The sequence below is a fragment of the Thermosporothrix hazakensis genome, from assembly GCF_003253565.1.
In the GTDB taxonomy this organism is placed as follows: Bacteria; Chloroflexota; Ktedonobacteria; order Ktedonobacterales; family Ktedonobacteraceae; genus Thermosporothrix; species Thermosporothrix hazakensis.
Window position 1 is genome coordinate 118,112 of the sequence record NZ_QKUF01000007.1, and the last position, 18,720, is coordinate 136,831.

Annotated in this window: 12 protein-coding genes; 9 read left to right on the plus strand and 3 right to left on the minus strand. The window is 52.3% G+C overall.

Annotated features, from left to right (window positions below; translation table 11 throughout):
* Positions 1 to 44: 44 nt before the first annotated feature.
* Positions 45 to 4,316 (minus strand): DUF6788 family protein, encoded by a 4,272-nt coding sequence (locus tag EI42_RS12445; protein WP_111322351.1) that lies wholly within the window; start codon positions 4,314 to 4,316, stop codon positions 45 to 47.
* A gap of 248 nt (positions 4,317 to 4,564) precedes the next feature.
* Here EI42_RS12445 and recD2 point away from each other — a divergent pair, with 248 nt between their 5' ends.
* The 3 genes from recD2 (at position 4,565) to EI42_RS12460 (ending at position 8,313) form a co-directional block, all read left to right on the plus strand.
* Positions 4,565 to 6,793: an SF1B family DNA helicase RecD2 gene (recD2, locus tag EI42_RS12450; RefSeq protein WP_111322353.1), complete on the plus strand. Its 2,229-nt coding sequence runs from the start codon at positions 4,565 to 4,567 to the stop codon at positions 6,791 to 6,793.
* 170 nt (positions 6,794 to 6,963) lie between these two features.
* On the plus strand, positions 6,964 to 7,824 hold the full coding sequence (locus EI42_RS12455) for a sulfurtransferase (protein WP_111322355.1): 861 nt from the start codon (positions 6,964 to 6,966) through the stop codon (positions 7,822 to 7,824).
* A gap of 81 nt (positions 7,825 to 7,905) precedes the next feature.
* Positions 7,906 to 8,313 carry an iron-sulfur cluster assembly scaffold protein gene (locus EI42_RS12460; protein ID WP_111322357.1) on the plus strand — a complete coding sequence of 136 codons (408 nt, stop codon included), beginning with the start codon at positions 7,906 to 7,908 and terminating at the stop codon, positions 8,311 to 8,313.
* A gap of 45 nt (positions 8,314 to 8,358) precedes the next feature.
* On the opposite strand, the gene EI42_RS12465 is transcribed toward EI42_RS12460, so the two are convergent.
* Positions 8,359 to 8,991: a uracil-DNA glycosylase family protein gene (locus tag EI42_RS12465; protein WP_111322359.1), complete on the minus strand. Its 633-nt coding sequence runs from the start codon at positions 8,989 to 8,991 to the stop codon at positions 8,359 to 8,361.
* Positions 8,975 to 9,598, minus strand: coding sequence for a flavin reductase family protein (locus EI42_RS12470; RefSeq protein ID WP_111322361.1), 624 nt, complete (start codon positions 9,596 to 9,598; stop codon positions 8,975 to 8,977). Before EI42_RS12470 ends, EI42_RS12465 begins: the two co-directional genes overlap by 17 nt.
* 428 nt (positions 9,599 to 10,026) lie before the next feature.
* On the opposite strand from EI42_RS12470, the gene EI42_RS12475 reads away from it, so the two are divergent.
* The 6 genes from EI42_RS12475 (at position 10,027) to recQ (ending at position 18,293) form a co-directional block, all read left to right on the plus strand.
* Positions 10,027 to 11,022 carry a FecCD family ABC transporter permease gene (locus EI42_RS12475; RefSeq protein ID WP_218029611.1) on the plus strand — a complete coding sequence of 332 codons (996 nt, stop codon included), beginning with the start codon at positions 10,027 to 10,029 and terminating at the stop codon, positions 11,020 to 11,022.
* The gene (locus EI42_RS12480; RefSeq protein ID WP_111322365.1) at positions 11,016 to 12,377 is read left to right on the plus strand and encodes an ABC transporter ATP-binding protein; all 1,362 of its coding nucleotides are present in this window, start codon (positions 11,016 to 11,018) and stop codon (positions 12,375 to 12,377) included. Before EI42_RS12475 ends, EI42_RS12480 begins: the two co-directional genes overlap by 7 nt.
* A 363-nt stretch (positions 12,378 to 12,740) precedes the next feature.
* The gene (locus EI42_RS12485; protein ID WP_170142575.1) at positions 12,741 to 13,028 is read left to right on the plus strand and encodes a MoaD/ThiS family protein; all 288 of its coding nucleotides are present in this window, start codon (positions 12,741 to 12,743) and stop codon (positions 13,026 to 13,028) included.
* A gap of 94 nt (positions 13,029 to 13,122) precedes the next feature.
* The gene (locus EI42_RS12490; protein WP_111322369.1) at positions 13,123 to 14,424 is read left to right on the plus strand and encodes an MFS transporter; all 1,302 of its coding nucleotides are present in this window, start codon (positions 13,123 to 13,125) and stop codon (positions 14,422 to 14,424) included.
* A 145-nt stretch (positions 14,425 to 14,569) separates the two neighbouring features.
* Positions 14,570 to 16,099 (plus strand): YifB family Mg chelatase-like AAA ATPase, encoded by a 1,530-nt coding sequence (locus tag EI42_RS12495; RefSeq protein WP_111322371.1) that lies wholly within the window; start codon positions 14,570 to 14,572, stop codon positions 16,097 to 16,099.
* Between the two features lie 28 nt (positions 16,100 to 16,127).
* Complete coding sequence (gene recQ, locus EI42_RS12500; protein WP_111322373.1) at positions 16,128 to 18,293, plus strand: DNA helicase RecQ; 2,166 nt, start codon at positions 16,128 to 16,130, stop codon at positions 18,291 to 18,293.
* Positions 18,294 to 18,720 lie beyond the last annotated feature (427 nt).

Below are 18,720 nucleotides of genomic sequence, written 5' to 3' on the forward strand. Positions count from 1 at the left end.
CCGGCTTCGGCGTATTCAGCGTGAAGCAAGTTAGCGTATGCTTCTTACGACACATCCTCGCTTCGCTTTTCGTAGTTCTTGATGAGTTTTTGAACGTAGCTCAACGGCTGATGTGCGTGTGCTTTGACAAGGATCTGACGGGCTTTATAGAGATAAGAGAGCGCCTGTCGCTGTCCTTCCTCCGTCTGACGGGCCAGCAATGCGGATGCATAATAATATAGGGTATTCGCATAGTCAAGCCGAAAGTAGAATTTATGCCCGAGATTCAGGGCTCGCATAAAGAAGCTGTCTGCCTGCTGATAGTCCCTTTGCTCGTTTGCGATCAAACCCATCAAGCAGAGCGGGAAGCTGGCGCTTGTCCAGGCTTTGGTGCGATTGATCTCGTTCACAACGTGCTCGGCCAGTTGTCTGGCCTGCTCCAGATCGTGTAACAGATAGGCGATATACGCAAGCAGATGCTGCGCCTCATAGATGCAGATAGGCTCAATCTCCACATCATCTGTTGTTAGAATATGGTGCAGGCTATATTGTGCGCGTCGGAGTAACTGGAGGCTATATACGGAGAGCTGCCGAGATGCTCGCTTTTCAGGAAGATACAGTTCTTCCTGCATAATTGCACGATAGATACGAAGGGTATTCAGGCTGAGCCGTGCAAAGCTAATGGAGTGCCTGTTCTTCATCAGCCGTCCAAGTTTGAGGGCTCGCAGGATGTAGGTGCCAGCCTGTTGCAGATCGCCTTTTTCCAGTTGAATGTATGCCATACGCACACAGAACCACTGTACGCCTTCTCGCCCGTTGTATTCTTCCTTCAGGGCAAGGCATTGCAGCGCGTAGTTTTCAGCTTCTTGCAGATTCCCATGAAAGAAGTAGATGTTGGCGAAATTCCCGATAATAGTCGATTTTAAGGGCAAGTCACCGCTGCGTTCTGCCAGTGAGAGCGCCTGTTGTAGATAAGTATATGCCTTTTGCAGCTCGCCAAGCGTGATATAGACGGTGCTCAGGTTATTGTAGATTCTGGCAGTATCCAGGATATGATTGACCTGTTCAAAGAACTGGGCTGCTAGATGAAGGTGTTTCAGGGCGGCATCCTGATTTCCCAGGCTGCTTTCAACCAGTCCGAGCACCTCGTGTCCACGCGCAACCTCAAGAGAGTTTCCCGTTAAGATGCGTTCAATACGGGTCTGAGGGCGTTGTGAGGCGGTTGGAAGCATCTCGTAAAAGGGGCAGATCTGATTCTCGGTACAATCGCTGAATGTTGCCAGAGCCTCCTGGAGATACTGCTGCGCCCGCTTGAAATGACCTTCAATACGAAACAGGGAAGCAATGCTGATCTGGACGCAGACCCAGCCGATACCTTTGGTGCTGTTGGGAAGCATCAGAGTGCGCCGAGCCTCTTCGTAGTAATGGTGAGCCTGAATGCCATCGCCACGCATATGATAGAGGTGTCCTAACTCCCGGAGCAGAAGGCCCTGTATCTGCGTATCTAACCGTTCCTTTTCTGCCTCGTCCATCTCGGCAGGGTAGGCCTGATGCAGAAAATCGGGGCGGGTACGAAGCGCAAGCGTGCAATGGTAGGCAGCTTGCGCCACTGTAAAGAGACCCAGGATCGAGCAGCATTCCGCGATGTATTCGACAAGCAGACTGGTATGGTGCAGGTGCTCAACTCTGTCCTGTTGGGCAAGGAGTGCCAGTTGTTGTTGAAGCTGACTTTGTAGCTCGGTATTTTCCTGGATTGAAAGCGGGGACGGCTGTTGTCCTGATAGCGCCTGAAGCGCCAACACATAATAGCGCAGGGCCTCGGAATAGGATCCCAGGTTATAGGCGCGATGTCCGGCCAGCTCTGCATAGTGAATGAGCTGAGCTGTATCACCTCCCCCTTTACAGAGGTGATAGACGATCTCGGACGCGATTTTCTCTTGCATGGTATCGCTATGGGCAACCTGAATCGCTTCTGCTGCTTTGCGATGCAATTGCGCCCGGCGGGCCGCCGAAAGCCGCTCATATAGATGACTGATAATCAATGGGTGCCAGAAGTGATAGGTGATGTGCGCTCCTGTTCCCTCCTCGGTCAACAAACCCGCATAGAGCGCCTCTTCCAGCAAGTCGAGTACAGCATCCTCGCTCTGCTCACGTGTCATGGGAAGCAGGTGGCGTAGCTCAAAGGAGCCTCCCAGGACAGCCGCCTTGCTGAGCAAGTTCTGACATTCAGCGCTTAAACGTCCGAGGCGACGTTCCAGCACAGATGAGATCGCCTCAGGTAGCATGCCAGTGGTTGTCTCTCTCTGGCCCTGTCTTTCCTCGGTACTGGTAGGCAGGACAATCGCCCGCGCCAGCTCTTCGGCAAAGAAGGGGTTCCCGGCGGCCTGCTGCTGGATGTTTTCAACCACCTCCTGAGGCAGATGAGAGACCAGTGAGCCAATCTGGGCATGTGTGAGCGGTTGGACCGTGATCGCGACGATTGCCTGTTCTCGGCAAAGATCTGCAATCAGCGTGCGAAGCTTATGCTGCGCTGGAAGCTCTCCGTCCCGACAGGTTGCGAGGATCAGGACGCGCTGATCCTGGAGATGATGTACCAGATAGGTGAGCAGGTCAATGCTGCTTGCATCGGTCCAGTGCAGGTCATCAAGAACCAGCAGCAGTGGTTGAGTCTGTCCGATCATTCCAAGCAAGCCGAGAGTTGCTTCCCAGAGTAAGAGCCGTTCCTGTTCATGAAAAACGGCTGGCACAGACCGCTGAAATTGTGTGTTATAGCGGGCCAGCTCAGGCAATAAGCCGCTGAGTCGTTCGATATGAAAGGGCAGGGTCGTGAGCCCCTGCTGATCCTGTGAAAGCAACTCATAGAAAGAGGGGCTTGCGCTGAGCAACGCACGAAGTAGCTCGGTCCACGGACGGTAGGGAATCGAGGTTTCCTGCTCAAAAGAGCGGCTCCATGCAATGGCCCATCCACGCGCGTATGCTTCCATGCTGAGCTCTTCGGCGAGGCGGGTTTTTCCGATACCTGTTTCTCCTTGAAGCAGCGCGAAATGGATTGTTTTGCGGCGCGGCACCGACGGGCCTGTTTGTGGGGTGAGAAGCTGTTCGCCGCCGTCAGGATGGGGACGCTGTGCCTCAGTTGCTTCAAGCGTGCGGAGTAGTTGGCGCAAGCGGTGAAACTCCTGCTCGCGCCCGATTAAGGGACTCTGGTTATGGCGTCCAAGCTGGAAGGCTGGACGGAGAAAGTGAAAAGGCTTTCGTGTGCCCTCTGGGTGCCCGGCAGGCGGCGTTTTTGCAGTGGAAGTCGGTTGCTGCGCTGTTTTGCTACCAGGCATAGGCGGAATATGTCCCTTGCGTAGCGCCTCATAGAGCGCGACTGTTTCCGGCAAGGGGTCGCTTTCGTACTCGCGTTGGAGCATGAGAACATGACGACGATACACCTGAAGTGCTTCACCGCGCCGATCCAGGTGCGTTAGCAGGAGCATCAGCCGTTGCAGTGCCGTTTCATTGGTTGGCTCGGCAGTTCGCAGGCGGTCGAGCGTCTCCATTGCATTGACGTATGCTTCTTGTTCAATGTAGAGGTCGGTAAGCTTGAGCAACAGCCCGATCCAGGCGCGTTGCAGGGCATCGCGCCGGTGCGCAGCCCATTCAGAATAGAGCTCTTCCAGAAGATAGTGGCCCTGGTAAAGTTCGGCTGCTTGTTCCAGAAGATGTCTTGCCTGTCGAGGGTCGCTGCTCGCGCTGGCCTCTTTAATCAGGCTCTCAAACGCCTCGGCATCAACCCAGATGTAGGTGCTATCTGCCAGTTCGAGGATATCACGTTCAAGACGCAACATCCGTGAGGCGGCGGGACGTGCGATATCAGGTTCGAGGATCAGGCGAAGCTCATGCACGGCTCCGTTCAGACGGTTCGCGGCAACAGTGATATCGAGTTCGGGCCAGAGATATTCCATCACCTGTTCTCGACCCAGGCGGCGTCCCGGATTGCTGAGCAGACAACCGAGCAGTGCTCGGGCACGTCGACGGTGCCAGGTACGACTATCAACCGCAACCCATTCATCGCCTATTTTACGTTCAATCCGGAATTGGCCAAGAAGGTAAATGCGGAGAGCAGGTCTGCTGGTATGGTGGGACAGCTCTTTCCCTTCGGCCTTTCGCAGCAGTTGGGTCGCTTCTATATGTTCAGGTAAGCGGGTGCCAATGTACTTACTGATTGTCTTGCCGTTCTCGCTCCAATAAGCATACCAATAAGGCCCATGACCTGAGCCGCCATCCCGGCATTTGCGACAGCGGGGCTTGCCACAGCGGGTAAATTGTTGACGATAGGTAACTTTTCCGTTCATTTTGTGTGCCTATCTGCTGTGCAGGAACAGGGAAATAAAGGTTGTTCGTATACATCATGACAAGAGGTAGAAGAATACGATAGCATTATAACCTAGAATAGATTGCCATAACAATGTGATAGCCGATGTTGCAACCCTGAAAGCTGGCAGAGAAACGCGTTCTGATGCGTAGAAACTGGAGGTGTGCTAAGATAACCACAAGGTACTGATTTTTCCGATCTCAGCATGTCAGTCGAGAATACATTACCATGCCAAAGCTTGATGGATCTGTTGAAAATATCGTTTTTCGCAATGAGGATAATCACTATACTGTCGCGCGTTTTCGCTTGAATAGCAGTGGGCGGCTCTTTCGTGACGATCTTACCACGATTGTCGGGACGCTCCCGGGCGTCCATCCCGGTGAACTATTAACGGTTGAGGGGGAGTGGGAGCATGACCCGCGCTATGGCAAGCAGTTGCGTGTGGTCAGTTTTGTGCAGCGTTTGCCCTCAACCACTGAAGGGATGATTCGCTATTTAAGCTCAGGGCTGATTAAGGGTATCGGGCCCAAGAAGGCGAAACTGATTGTAGAGCATTTTGGCGAGCAGACGCTGGCGATTCTGGAGCAAATGCCCGAGCGCCTGAGCGAAGTCAGGGGATTAGGTGTAAAAGACCGACAGCAGATCGTCAAAACATGGATAGAGCAGGGCGAGATCAAGGAACTGCATCTTTTTTTGCAATCGCATGATGTTTCGATCAATGTCGCAACACGTATCTACAAGCATTATGGGCAGGATTCGATCAGAGTTATTCGCGAGAACCCTTACCAGTTGGTACAGGAGGTGGAGGGCATCGGCTTTCGTATGGCCGATGAGATTGCGTTAAAACTTGGTATGCCTGTTGATAGTGAGCCACGCCTTGCCGTCGGGTTGAAATATGTGTTAACGCAGGCCGCGAACGAGGATGGGCACTGTTTCTTGCATGAACGCGAGCTGGTCACGCGGGGTGCTGAGATGCTCCATGTTTCAGCCGAGGCCATTATGGCTGTGCTTGAGCAGATGCGGCATGACCCGGATATTTTCACTGAGGTTGATAGCGAGGGCGAGCCCTGTATTTATTATGCTCCTTTCTGGTATGCGGAAAGTGGTGCTGCCCGTTTGCTACGAATCCTGCAACAATCTCCTGATACTCTGCCTCCCGCTCCTGAAACGCTCTGGGAGCGGGTCTTTGAGCGCCTGAAAGAGCGGCGGATTCTCCTGACGGAAAAGCAGCGGCTTGCGGTTCAAACGGCCTATACGCAAAAGGTCTCGATCCTCACAGGCGGCCCCGGAACAGGTAAGACAACCTCTATTCGTGCGTTGTTGATGTTCCTGCGCAGTCGACGGGTTGATTTCGCGCTTGCGGCTCCAACCGGACGTGCGGCTAAGCGGCTTTCAGAGGCGACCGGCATGCAGGGAACACCATATGCCGCGAAGACGCTGCACAGGTTGCTGGAGTATACACCCCATGATAATAGCTATCAGCGCAATGAAGAACATCCTCTGCCCTATCAGTTTGTGATCGTCGATGAGTTCTCGATGGTGGATATTCTCCTTTTTTATCACCTGCTCAAGGCCTTGCCCCGTACCGCGCATTTGTTGCTCGTGGGTGACGCCGATCAGTTACCTTCGGTGGGTCCGGGCAATGTGTTGCGCGATCTGCTGAGGAGCGAGGATGTGCCCTCTATCCGCCTGACCGAGCTGTTTCGACAGGCGCAACAAAGCAAGATTATCGTGAATGCGCACCGGATCAATGGGGGGCTGCTGCCTTCAACGCGCATCGAGGCCCGGAGCGATTTCTTCTTTATGGCAGAAGAGGATCCGGTGCGGGCGCAAAAATTGATTCTTGATCTTGTACAGCGTCGTCTGCCCGCGCGTTATGGCTTTCATCCACTGACGGACATTCAGGTGCTTTCCCCGATGTATCGGGGTGCGGTTGGGGTGCATCTACTGAACGAGAAGCTGCAAGAGCGCTTAAATACCTCCGCTTTGGCCGAGGTGGGGTGGGGGGAAAAACTTTTTCGCGTTGGTGACAAAGTGATGCAGACGCGAAACAACTATGATAAGGGCGTCTTCAACGGAGATGTTGGCTGGATTCGTAGTATTAATAGAGATACCTCAACTGTGAAAGTTGAATTTGTGGAAGAGGCGGGCCCGCTCTTTGTCAGTTATGCGTTTCATGAACTGGAAGAACTGGTGCTGGCCTATGCTGTTACCGTTCATAAGAGCCAGGGAAGCGAATATCCAGCGATTATCGTGCCACTTTTCCGAGAGCATCGGATGTTGCTGCAACGCAATCTACTCTATACGGCTATTACCAGAGCAAAGCGTTTCTGTGTGCTGGTCGGTCAACCAACGGCTCTGGAACTGGCTGTTCAAAATGATCGTGTTATTCAGCGAAATACGGCACTGATGGAACGGCTCCGGAGGCTCCGTCAGGGTGTCGAACATGTCCAGTAAATGCTGAGGCTCTATGCGGTAGCAGTAGAATAGAGTCGGAAGGTAGAATATAATTGAGGAAACACTAGCACGTTCTGCCTTTCCCTTATGCGAAAAGCGAATAAGCAGATCTGTCAGTATATTGTTTCGTAGATCCCGTAGTATTTTGATTGAAGAAGGGGTTTTGTATTATGGCTGGATCAGAGACATCAACCGGTTATGCTCATCCTGAAGTGCTGGTTGAAACCGATTGGGTTGCGGACCATCTTCATGATGCTGATATTCGTTTGATTGAGGCCGATGAAGATGTGTTGCTCTATGAGCTGGGTCATATTCCGGGTGCAGTGAAGCTGGATTGGCACGTTGACGTACAGGATAAATATTCTCGCGATTTCATTGATCAGCAGGGCTTTGAACAATTGATGAGTCGCTGGGGAATAACCAATGACACCACCATTGTTCTTTATGGGGACAAAAATAACTGGTATGCCTGCTATGCCTTCTGGCTCTTTTCAATGTATGGCCATGCACGGATGAAGATAATGAATGGCGGACGGGCAAAGTGGGAAGCGGAGCATCGCCCGATGACGCGGGAAGTGCCGCACTATGAGCCCACCCGGTATAAAGCGCAGCCTATGGATGAATCTGCGCGGGCATTTCGGGATGAAGTCTTGCTTGGCCTGAAGAATCCCGGACGACGCTTGATCGATGTGCGTTCTCCCCAGGAATACAGCGGCGAATTGATACATATGGTCAATTATCCGCAGGAGGGAGCCCAGCGCGGTGGCCATATTCCCGGGGCGAAGAATATTCCCTGGGCCACTGCCGCCAATCCCGATGGCACCTTTAAATCCGCAGAGGAATTGCGTCAGATTTATGGTAGTAACGATGTCACGCCAGATAAAGAGGTAGTGACCTATTGCCGTATTGGTGAACGTTCAGCGCATACCTGGTTTGTTTTGACGAAGCTTCTGGGTTATCCGCGAGTTCGCAACTATGATGGTTCCTGGACTGAGTGGGGAAATCTGGTTCGCTCGCCGATAGAGAAGTAATGGAGTCTGTGCGCTCCCGAAAAAGACCCGGGGGGAGGGCGCTAATTGTGCGCTCTCCCTCACCCGTGAGGAGGATATATCTTGGACCGTCAAGAGGCTATCGAATTTCTGGTAGATCACTATGAGAACCCACGCAATAAAGGTGAGATCGAGCATCCCGATGTCAATCTAAGCGGTGGGAATCCCGGTTGTGCTGATGTGATTACTATGCAGGCGCGCTTTAATCCAGAGGGCAAGTTGGAAGAGGTGGCCTGGCATGGTGAAGGCTGCACAATCAGTCAGGCTGCCGCTTCCTATGTGTCCGAACTGGTGCAGGGAATGACGCCCGAAGAGATCGAGGCGATGAGCTTTGAAGATCTGATGGATCAACTCGGGCGTGAATTGGTCATGACCCGCCCGACCTGTGCGACACTGGCGCTAGGAACACTCAAGCGCGGCGTGCATGAGTTCGTGATGAAGCAAAAAGCAAAGCAAAGCGATATCGCATAAAAGAAAGCAGCAGCAGCGATCAAACAAGGCTGCTGCTTTTTTCTTTTAAAGCTGATATTCCTGCCGCCATCTGGCAAGGAGGTCTAGCGCCCGATGAACCAGCCGCTGATTTTCTGGGGCGTTCAACCAGCGACTCACGCCAGATGGGTGCGGAAGCGGAAGGAAGAGCATCTCCTGTTGCTCTTGGTAGGTGCCGACGACGTCTTGAAGCCGGATTTTCTGGCCCAGAAACGCTTCAATTGCCATCGTGCCAACCAGAAGCACGATTCGGGGCTGTACCAGACGAAGCTCGGCTTCCAGAAATGGGCGGCAGAGAGCAAGTTCCTGCGGCGAAGGTTTGCGATCTCCGTTTCCGCGCGGGTTTTTGCCTGGATCGCAATGTGTCAATGAGCTCAAATAACAGTGCTCATAGAGATAATTGGGTGGGAAGCCTGCCTTTTCCAGCCATTTTTGAAGGAGACGCCCTGCTGGTCCGCTCCAGGGAAGCTTGTTCGCTACTGAGCGATGCCCCGGAGCCTGCCCAATAACGAAGATACGGTCGCTTGTTCGTCCTTTGACGATGGGTTGGGCACAAGGAATAAAGCCCTGAAGTTGACATTTGCGACAGGCAAGAATATTGGCTTGTAGTATCTGTAGTTCGGTTTCTCTTGCGATATCCGGATCAGTCTGTTTGTTCATGTGCGGTTGTTGGGAGGGCCGCTGACGGCACGCCTGGTTTTTGCAGGGCTTCTGCCATCTGGCGGTACTGGCCTTTATAGAAAAGCAGTGGTAAGCTTTCTTCTTGTGTATAATGGTGATTAAAACTCAATGTTGAGACCTTCTCTTGCAGGCTATCATCAGCAAAAACAATATGGTCTTGAATACCCATAGCTTCTACCTGTCCCAAAAAAATGATATGGTCTCCGCCGGGATATTCTGCGACAATGCGGGTATCGACAAAAGCCAGCGTATCTTTTAAAATGGGCGCTCCGGTGGCGACGGTCCGGTATTCTGCATAGCAGAAATGCTCAAACCGCTCTACTGATGGTGTTGCAAAGCCAGTGGACAGGCTTTTTTGTTCCTGTGTCAGAATATTGACCGCGAAATTTTTGCCTTCACGCATAATCGGAAGGGAATGGCTGTTCTGCTCAATACATACAAGGACAAGCGGGGGATGGAGCGAAACAGAGCAAAACGCATTGACGGTCAGGCCGCTTATCTTTCCCTGACATTGGGTTGTAACGATGGTAACACCTGTTGCAAAGCGTCCCATCACCTGCCGGAAGAAATCTTTTTCTATTGCCATCTATCAAAAACCTCTAACTGTTTCCACAGTAGGAACGCCTGCTTTGTTTCTCCTTTGAACTCGTGTTGGCGTAAATCACTGTGTTTATGGGCAAAAGCACGCTCTTTGTGCTATTTATTGCCAGGGTGGCTATTCTTTGTATGTAGTATCATCCTCTGGCGTCCTTCTTGTCAACTGTACAGAAGGTCAGTCCACTTGTAGGACTTTAGACGAAGGATGAGGGGAAGAGCGTACAGCATATCTGTCTTTGTAATCGGTATTTGATTGACACATCTTTAGTCGTCTGTCTATACTAGCTGTAGTTTTTGAGGTATTAAAGTAGAACGCTGATGAAAACAGAAACACCTTTTTCCCGATCATTATTGGAACAATCGCAGCGGAGGCGCTATATACCTTTGCCTATCATTTTATGTGTATTGAGCATAAGCTTGCTGCTAGCCCTTTTACTCTCAGTGAGTGTTGGTTCAACGGCGATCCCTCTGGCAACCATTGTCAAGGTGGTGTTGAATGGGACCAGGCTATTTCATTTTGTCCCATCATGGGATTCTTCAATTGAAGTGATAATCTGGAATGTGCGCATGCCTGTTGTTGTTGGATCGGCACTGGTGGGGGCTGCATTAGCGGTTGCAGGGGCGCTCTTTCAGGGCATTTTGCGTAATCCGTTGGCTGATCCCTTTCTGATCGGCACATCTTCGGGGGCCGCACTGGGTGCGACGCTTTCCTTTATTTTGCCAGTTGCTGCATTGGGAACGCTGTTCCCGGCAACGGCTGTTTTAGCCTTTGTGGGGGCAATCCTGACAGTACTTTTTGTATATGCGCTGGCACGAGTCCAGGGGCAGACACCAGTTGTGACCTTATTGTTAGCCGGCGTGGTAGTTAATTCTGTGCTGGTAGCGCTTCAGACGCTGTTGCTGTCGCTTTTCCCTCGGGCGGATTTCCCTTTTCAGGCGCTGTTCAACTGGTTATCCGGTGAAATTGCTGTGACAAGCTGGTATCCGGTTCTGATTGCTGCTGTGTTGGTGCTGCTCGGGCTGGTGCTTGCTTTGAGTCTGACGCGGGTGCTGGATGCGCTGGCGCTAGGGGAAGAGAGCGCAACTGCTCTAGGACTCAATGTGGAGGCATGGAAGTTCGGAATTGTGGTAGTGGCCTCACTGATGACCGCGGCAGCTGTGTCGATTAGTGGCCTGATCGGTTTCGTTGGGCTGGTAACACCCCATGTAATGCGGCTCTTGCTTGGGCCAGAGCATCGTTCATTGCTTCCTGCCTCGGCTCTGGGAGGGGCTATTTTCCTGATTCTGGCCGATTTGTTGTCGCGTACGGTTATTGCCCCGGCTGTCCTGCCTGTCGGCATTTTTACGGCGCTGGTAGGGGCGCCCTTCTTCTTGTTTTTATTGCGACGTAGTAAGAGAGAGTATAGATGGTAGCAGAGACTGAGACACGACAGGGTCTGGATGTCGCCTCTTCTGTTCCGTTGTTGCAGGCCAGAGATGTGACCTTTGGCTACAATCGCCAGGAGTTACTGCATGAGGTCTCTCTTGCCATTCAGACGGGCGAAATGGTCGGGTTGCTTGGCCCGAATGGTTCTGGAAAGACGACCCTGCTACGGCTCTTAAGCGGCATTTTTCAACCCTGGAAAGGGCAGATTCTGCTAGAAGGCCGTGAACTGCGCCAGTGGGGACGGCGCGATGTTGCCCAACGTATCGCCGTTGTGCCGCAGGAACTGCATATGCCTTTTGCCTTTACGGTCAAACATATGGTTGAAATGGGCCGTACCCCGTTTATTCGGTCGTTTTTTGGCTCTCAGGGGAGCCGGGATCGCGAGGCGGTACAGGAGGCGATGGCGATCGCGGGCGTGGCTGATCTGGCTGAGCGGATTTTCAATGAGTTGAGCGGTGGTGAGCGTCAGCGGGTTCTGGTGGCGATGGCGCTTGCGCAGGAGCCGTCGGTGTTGCTTCTTGATGAGCCAACAGCGCACCTGGATATCAAGTATCAGATAGAGACCCTTGAACTGGTGCGCAGGCTGAACAGGGAGCATAAGGTGACAGTGCTCGCAGCGCTCCATGATTTGAACCTCGCGGCCCGCTACTTCCCGCGCCTGATTCTGTTTCAACGTGGAATCGTTGCTGATTCCAATCCGGCGGAGGTGCTGGACCCTGCATTATTGCGTCGGGTGTATGGTGTTGATGTGCAGGTCGGAATTATGCGGGGAAGCGCTCATTTAAGCGTATTGCCGCCCGTGCTGGAAGAGAAGAGAGGGCTACCTGAGCGACCGGTTGTGCATGTCATCGCAGGTGGTGGTTCCGGCGAGGTGATGATGCGAGCTCTGGCTGATGCGCATATTCCCTTTGTCGCGGGAGCGCTTAATATCGGCGATAGTGATCACACGCTGGCGCTGCATCTGGCGACCGAGGTCATCACCGAACAACCTTATGCGCCTATTTCCTCCGCGGTGCTGGATCAGGTACGAGCGAGCTTACGCAGCGTTGCCTTGTTGATTCTCTGCCCTGTTCCCATCGGTGCGGGGAATCTCGCGTTGTTGCGTGAAGCGCTGTTTGCGGCTCAGCGCGGGTTGTCTGTTATCATGCTGGAAGAGCAGGTATCCGAGGGACAGGAAGAAAGCTTAGAAGCCATTCTTCCTCGCGATTATACTGAAGGCAAGGGGACGCGTTTACTGATGTTGTTGCGCCAGGCCGGTGCGACCGTCGTTACTTCAGTGAGCGAGGCGCTGGAATGTGCGAAGAAACAGCTTGCTGATGAGACCTTTCTTTCCCTACAATAGAAATCCTGGCAACTTTAATAGAAAAGGCCCTGTAAGGGATTGCATGTATCGGCTCAATTAAAAATAGAGGAAGTTATTGTACTCTCTTTTCAGTATGTCTGTGCGACCTTCAATGCAGTGCCGACCGGATGACGGTGTGTGCCAGAATAGGATACAGCAAAGGATGATGTACAATCTTTCCAGCAAAAAATACAGTCAAGGTGCAATATTTTGGTGAAAAATGCTTGCAATCGCCGCTGACAGACCCTATACTTTGCCATATATGAGAGAGCATCGAAAACCGAGGCAGCGAGAATGGACCTTGCGATTTTCGTGCGTTCTTATGTATAGATGCAAAAGAGACAGCAAGGATCGGGCCCGATTATGAGTAATGATGCATTGTTTGTAACGCTCCGTTTACCCTCAACGCTAAGCGCATATAGTGGAGGGAAAAGTCAGATTTTTCTCAAAGCCGAGACGGTGCAGCAGTTGCTAGAACAACTTCGATTGCATCATCCGGCAATCTGGGAGTGCCTCTGCACCGAACAGGGACATGTGCGCGAGCATGTGCAGATCTTCGTGAATAATGAATTGATCAGTGGGGCCAGGGGTCTTCATATCCCACTCACACCCGGGCAAGAGGTGATTGTGCTCCCGGCGTTTAATGCATAAGCAAAAAGAGATGATCCGGGGCTTATCCTGTTGTGTGTTCGCCAGCCTCGTACTGGCGTGAATACAGGCAAAAATTCTCTATCAGGAATAATACATGAAAACAGGATTCTCCGAGGAGCCGGATGCCGAGAAGGGAAACGTCTCTCTTCAGCGTCAACCTGAGACGTCCGCTGTGCAACCTGCTCCCGGCTATTGGAGTGTCTTGCGCAACCGTAATTTTGCGCTGCTTTTCTGGGGACAGCTTATTTCGACGGCAGGAACGCAGATGCAGATTATTGCTGTCTCCTGGCAGGTCTATGAGTTGACTCATTCCGCTGTGGTGCTTGGAGCGATCGGGTTATTACAGGCTATTCCCAGGTTGCTCTTTTCGTTGCTTGGAGGCGTTTTCGCAGATCGATTTGACCGCCGAAAACTGCTGTTGCTGATTGAAGTGATGATGGCGCTTCTATCCGCTGTTCTGGCTGTTACTACTGCATTCAAAGTGATCAATATCTCGATTGTGTATGCGGTGGTTCTGATTTCTGCCTTTGTCTCGGCCTTTGAGTTCCCCGCCAGACAGGCAATGATTCCCACTTTGGTGCCCCGTTCTCAGATAGCTAGCGCTGTCTCGTTAAGCATGGTTGTGATGCAACTGACGGTCGTTATTGGTTCTGCTGCGGGCGGCTATGTGCTTGGACAGCTTGGCGTTGTGGCGACCTACTGGATTGATGTGTTCTCCTATGCAGTGGTAATTGGTTCGCTGCTCTTGTTGGTTGTACCGGCTGTCGAGCGCAAGCTCCAGGAGCAATCGAGTATTGCTGCGTTGCGAGATGGTCTGCGCTATCTGTGGCAGCAGCCGATCATTCTGGGCGTGCTGACTATTGACTTCTTCGCTACCTTTCTGGGCTCTCCAAAGGCTCTGTACCCGGTGTATGCGAACGATATTCTGCATGTGGGCGCTCAGGGATTGGGGGTTCTGGTTGCCGCTACCTCGATTGGCGCGATTGTTCTGACACCCTTTACCGGGCTGATTCAAAGCATTCGGCGGCAGGGACTGGGCGTTTTTCTGGCGGTGCTTGTCTGGGGCCTGTGCATTATCCTGTTCGGGATGTTACCCGGACCGCTTTGGCTCTCTGTGCTGTTTCTAGCGGGTGCAGGGGCTGCGGATATGGTTAGTATGATTCTACGCGGGTTGATTGTGCAGTTAACCACTCCTGACGAGTATCGCGGGCGTATCAATGCGGTGAATGCAATGTTTGTGATTGGTGGGCCGATGTTAGGGCAATTCGAGTCCGGTATGGTGGCCGGGCTGGCTACTCCTCAAATTTCAGTGGTCAGTGGCGGTATCGGGTGTATGCTTGCAACGGTGCTTGTTGCTGTTTTTGTGCCCTCACTTTTGAAGATAAAGGCAAAATAACGGGATACTCACGTAACTTTGTATTCTTGTGTAAAAGGGACAGAAAGTACTTATGGACCAATAGTTGCAAAAGTGCTAATATTTGTGGCATAATCATGGAAAATAGGATAAATGCTTGTGATGATGAGGAGGAAGAAGATGTTCTATGCTGGCAAAGGTTTGTAGTTGTGCGATTGTTGGTCTGGATGGCGCCCTTATCGAGGTAGAGGTTGACGTTGCGCAAGGGCTTGCAGGCTTCTCCATTGTTGGGCTTCCAGACGCCGCGGTCAATGAGGCGAAGGAACGCGTTCGTGCTGCCATTAAGAACAGCGGCTGTCTCTTTCCTGTCAGACGTATCACCGTGAATCTGGCCCCTGCCGATTTGCGCAAAGAAGGGCCATCCTTTGATTTACCTATCGCGATCGCGATCCTGCTGGCTGCGGGACAGATCACGCAGCGCCAGATAATCGAGGAAAGTCTATTCCTGGGCGAGCTCTCGTTGGATGGGTCTGTGAAGCATACAACCGGGGTTCTCCCGATGGTGGCGCTGGCCCGCGAGATGAATATTAAGGCAGTGTTTGTCCCTGCAACAGATGCAATGGAGGCCTCGCTTGTCGATGGAGTAGCTGTCTTTCCTGTCCGCACACTGGCTGAACTTGTCGCCCACTTAAACGGCGAACAGTATATCGAGCAATATAAACGTGATCCCGATCTCTTCTCTGTATTGGAAAAACAGGTCTTCTCGATCGACATGGCCGCGATCCGTGGGCAGGAACATGTCAAGCGGGCACTTGAGGTGGCGGCCAGTGGTGGTCATAATATTCTGATGAGTGGTCCCCCGGGAGCCGGGAAAACGCTGCTCGCACGCTCGCTTCCCTCTATTCTCCCTCGTATGCGGATCGAGGAGGCGTTAGACGTGACCCGGGTTTATAGCGTAAGTGGGTTATTGCCCCCCGGGATACCTTTAATCATGCAGCGTCCGTTTCGGGCTCCACACCACACAGTAAGCCATGCGGGACTTGTTGGCGGGGGACGGATACCGCGCCCTGGTGAGATCAGCCTTGCTCATCGTGGAATTCTCTTTCTTGATGAACTGCCAGAGTTTGCACAAATTGCGCTTGAATCCCTGCGACAGCCGCTGGAAGACAAGATTGTGACGATTTCACGGGCAAACGGGACCTTCTCCTATCCAGCAAACTTTATGCTGGTAGCGGCCATGAATCCCTGTCCCTGTGGCTTTCTAACCGATCCTGCACATGAATGTACTTGTTCGCAAACGTCAATAGGCCGGTATCAGAAACGCCTCAGTGGTCCGCTGCTCGATCGTTTTGATATTCATATCGAGGTGCCACGTGTTGATTATGAGAAGCTGGCTGATAAGCGGAAGATTGAGGATTCTGCTGCAATTCGAGCTCGTGTTCAGAAGGCCCGTGAGAGGCAGGAACAGCGTTTTCGGGGCACTGCACTTACCTGCAACGCAGAGATGGGGCCTTCAGAGGTAAGCCGATTTTGTCAGGTAGACTCCGCAGGCGAAAGCCTGCTGAAAGGAGCGATGCAGCAGCTTCACCTTTCAGCGCGGGCCTTTCACCGCATTTTGAAGCTCGCGTTAACAATTGCTGATCTGGCAGGCAGTGATGTGATTGCGGCGCAGCATCTGGCGGAGGCAATTCAGTACAGGCCGAAAGTTGGTCTGTAGAAGTATTGGTTGATGAGGGAGGGGAACCGTGGATACTGTCCTTGAAACGTTGCGCTCTGTGTTCGCCTATGCGGATTTTCTGCCGGGGCAGCGTGATATCATTGAGCACGTTTTGTGCGGTCGTGACGCATTAGCCGTGATGCCAACCGGGGGCGGGAAGTCATTGACCTATCAGCTACCGGCTCTGTTGTTGCCAGGCGTTACCATCGTTATTTCTCCTCTGGTTGCCTTGATGCAGGACCAGGTGATGCGGCTGAACGAACAGCACATCGCAGCAACCTGTGTGAATGGACTGCTCAACGAACAGGGACGTGAGACGAGGCTACAACTCGTGTTGCGGGGTGAGATCAAGCTGCTGTACCTTGCGCCTGAGCGGGTGGTAATGCAGAAATTTCTTCAATTGCTGGACCGGATTGAGCAGCGTGTGGGGCTCTCGTTGCTGGCTGTGGACGAAGCGCACTGTATCAGCCAGTGGGGACATGATTTTCGGCCAGAATATCGCCAGCTCTGGCGCTTACGCGAACGATACCCGCGTCTCCCTGTACTGGCACTGACCGCTTCAGCTACGAAGCAGGTGCGGCAGGATATCGTCGAGCAACTGAGATTGATACATCCATATATTCATATCGCAAGTTTTAATCGCCCAAATTTGCAGTACGAGGTTCGCCCGAAGACGCTGAATGTGTATCCAGAGATGCTGGAACTGCTCCGGCAACACACCGCTGAATCCATTATCATCTATTGTGCGACTCGCAAAGCGGTGGATGAGCTAAGCCAGCGCTTACGTCAGGATCAGATCAATGCCTTGCCCTACCACGCCGGTATGGAAGCGGAAGTGCGGCAGAAGCATCAGGAACTCTTTATCAGCGATCAGGTGCAGGTGCTGGTGGCAACGATTGCTTTTGGCATGGGCATTGCCAAGCCTGATGTGCGGATGGTGATTCACTACGACCTTCCTGCTAATCTGGAGAGCTACTATCAGGAGTCAGGACGTGCCGGACGCGATGGCCTCCCAGCCCATTGCCTCATCTTTTTCTCGAAGAGCGACCGCTACAAGATTGAGTATCGGATTTCACAGCTTCATGACATGCAGGCTCGTCGGTTTGCTCGCTACCAGTTGCGCAAAATGCTTACCTATTGTGAAAGTCACACTTGCCGTCGTCAGATTATTCTGCACTATTTCGGTGAGACCGGGCTTCAGGGGCCCTGTGCTGCCTGTGATAACTGTCTGCACCCTGTGGAGATGGAAGACCGCACTCTCGATGCTCAAACTCTGTTAACCTGCGTACAGGAAACCGGTGAGCATTTTGGCCTCTCCCATTTGATCCATATTCTCTGTGGCGTAGAGGATCAGAGAGTGCGGGCCTACAATCACCATCAGCTTCGTTCGTATGGCGCTGGCAAGCAGCTTTCTCCTGATGAGTGGTTCTATCTTGGACGAGAGTTGCTGTTTGAGGGCGTGCTTGAAGAAAAAGAAGACGGTTTTCCTGTCATCTTGTTGAATGAGCGCTCACGTGAAGTGCTCCGGGGGAATGCTTCTGTGTTGATCGCAAAGCAGCAAAAGCTCCCGGATGCCCGGCTCGATCCTCTGCAAGAGGAGGAGACACGCCTGTTCGAGTTTCTGCGCCATTTTCGTAAACAGGTTGCGAGTGCCTATGAGGTAGCTCCATACAAGATTTTCTCGGATGTGAGTCTGAAGGCGATGGCACAGCAGCGCCCACAGCATGCCGAAGCATTTGCGCGCATTCCCGGGGCAAGCGACTATAGCATAGAGCGATATGCAAGCAGCTTTATTGCAGCGATCCGCATGTATTGCCGCAAGCATAATGTCTTTCTGGAAACCGATTGGCATCCTAGTGCAGCGCTTGTTGAGTTGGTCAAGCAGCCCATATATCAACAGGTTCTACTACTTCATCAAAAGGGGTATAGCCCCGAGTGTATTGCGGCCTATAAACGCACTAATGTTTCGCGTGTGATCTTCTGGCTGGTAGCATTAATCGAAGCCGGAGAGCCGGTTGACATTTCTAAACTGGTGATACCAGAACGCTATGAACGTATTGCGGAAGTGCTGGCGTTTGTTGGTGAAGAGCGTCTGGAAGTGGTTTCGAGAGTGCTTGGCCAGAAGTATTCGTATTATGAGATTTGCCTTGTGCGGGCGGTTGAACGAAGCCGCTGTGTGAAGTCTCCCGACTAATGCTCGGGAACTGGTCCTTGACTTGAGCAGGGCCAGAGTAGAGGCTGCTTGCCATCAACTCATGAAACAGTGAAGACTACTTCTTTTGTTGTGTGGCTTTGGCGACGTTTTGGAAGGGGGCTTGCGAGCTCCCTTCTTTTCTATTCAAGCTGGTTGTACTCTTGAAAGTACGGGAAGCATATGGTATGCTCTTTCATAGACTTCATTTTACAGGAGGTGTATGAATGGTAACTGTCAAATTGGTGCTTGTAGGTGTGAGCGGCGTGGAGATGCCAGCCTGAGTACACATGGCTCCTTGAGTCGAAAGTGAATAAAACGAGTACGCGCTTTTTTGAGCTTTTCAAAAGGCGTTGATTCTTTTCCCCAATTGTGTTTATCACTGCACACTTCTCTTGACCACGTGTCTCTCTTCGGCTGCTTCGTGTTG

Coding starts and splice junctions, on each gene's coding strand:
- recD2 (WP_111322353.1), top strand. CDS start 4,565: ATGCCAAAGCTTGATGGATCTGTTGAAAATATCGTTTTTCGCAATGAG.
- EI42_RS12465 (WP_111322359.1), bottom strand. CDS start 8,991: ATGAACAAACAGACTGATCCGGATATCGCAAGAGAAACCGAACTACAG.
- EI42_RS12490 (WP_111322369.1), top strand. CDS start 13,123: ATGAAAACAGGATTCTCCGAGGAGCCGGATGCCGAGAAGGGAAACGTC.
- EI42_RS12485 (WP_170142575.1), top strand. CDS start 12,741: ATGAGTAATGATGCATTGTTTGTAACGCTCCGTTTACCCTCAACGCTA.
- EI42_RS12480 (WP_111322365.1), top strand. CDS start 11,016: ATGGTAGCAGAGACTGAGACACGACAGGGTCTGGATGTCGCCTCTTCT.
- EI42_RS12445 (WP_111322351.1), bottom strand. CDS start 4,316: ATGAACGGAAAAGTTACCTATCGTCAACAATTTACCCGCTGTGGCAAG.
- EI42_RS12455 (WP_111322355.1), top strand. CDS start 6,964: ATGGCTGGATCAGAGACATCAACCGGTTATGCTCATCCTGAAGTGCTG.
- EI42_RS12470 (WP_111322361.1), bottom strand. CDS start 9,598: ATGGCAATAGAAAAAGATTTCTTCCGGCAGGTGATGGGACGCTTTGCA.
- EI42_RS12495 (WP_111322371.1), top strand. CDS start 14,570: ATGCTGGCAAAGGTTTGTAGTTGTGCGATTGTTGGTCTGGATGGCGCC.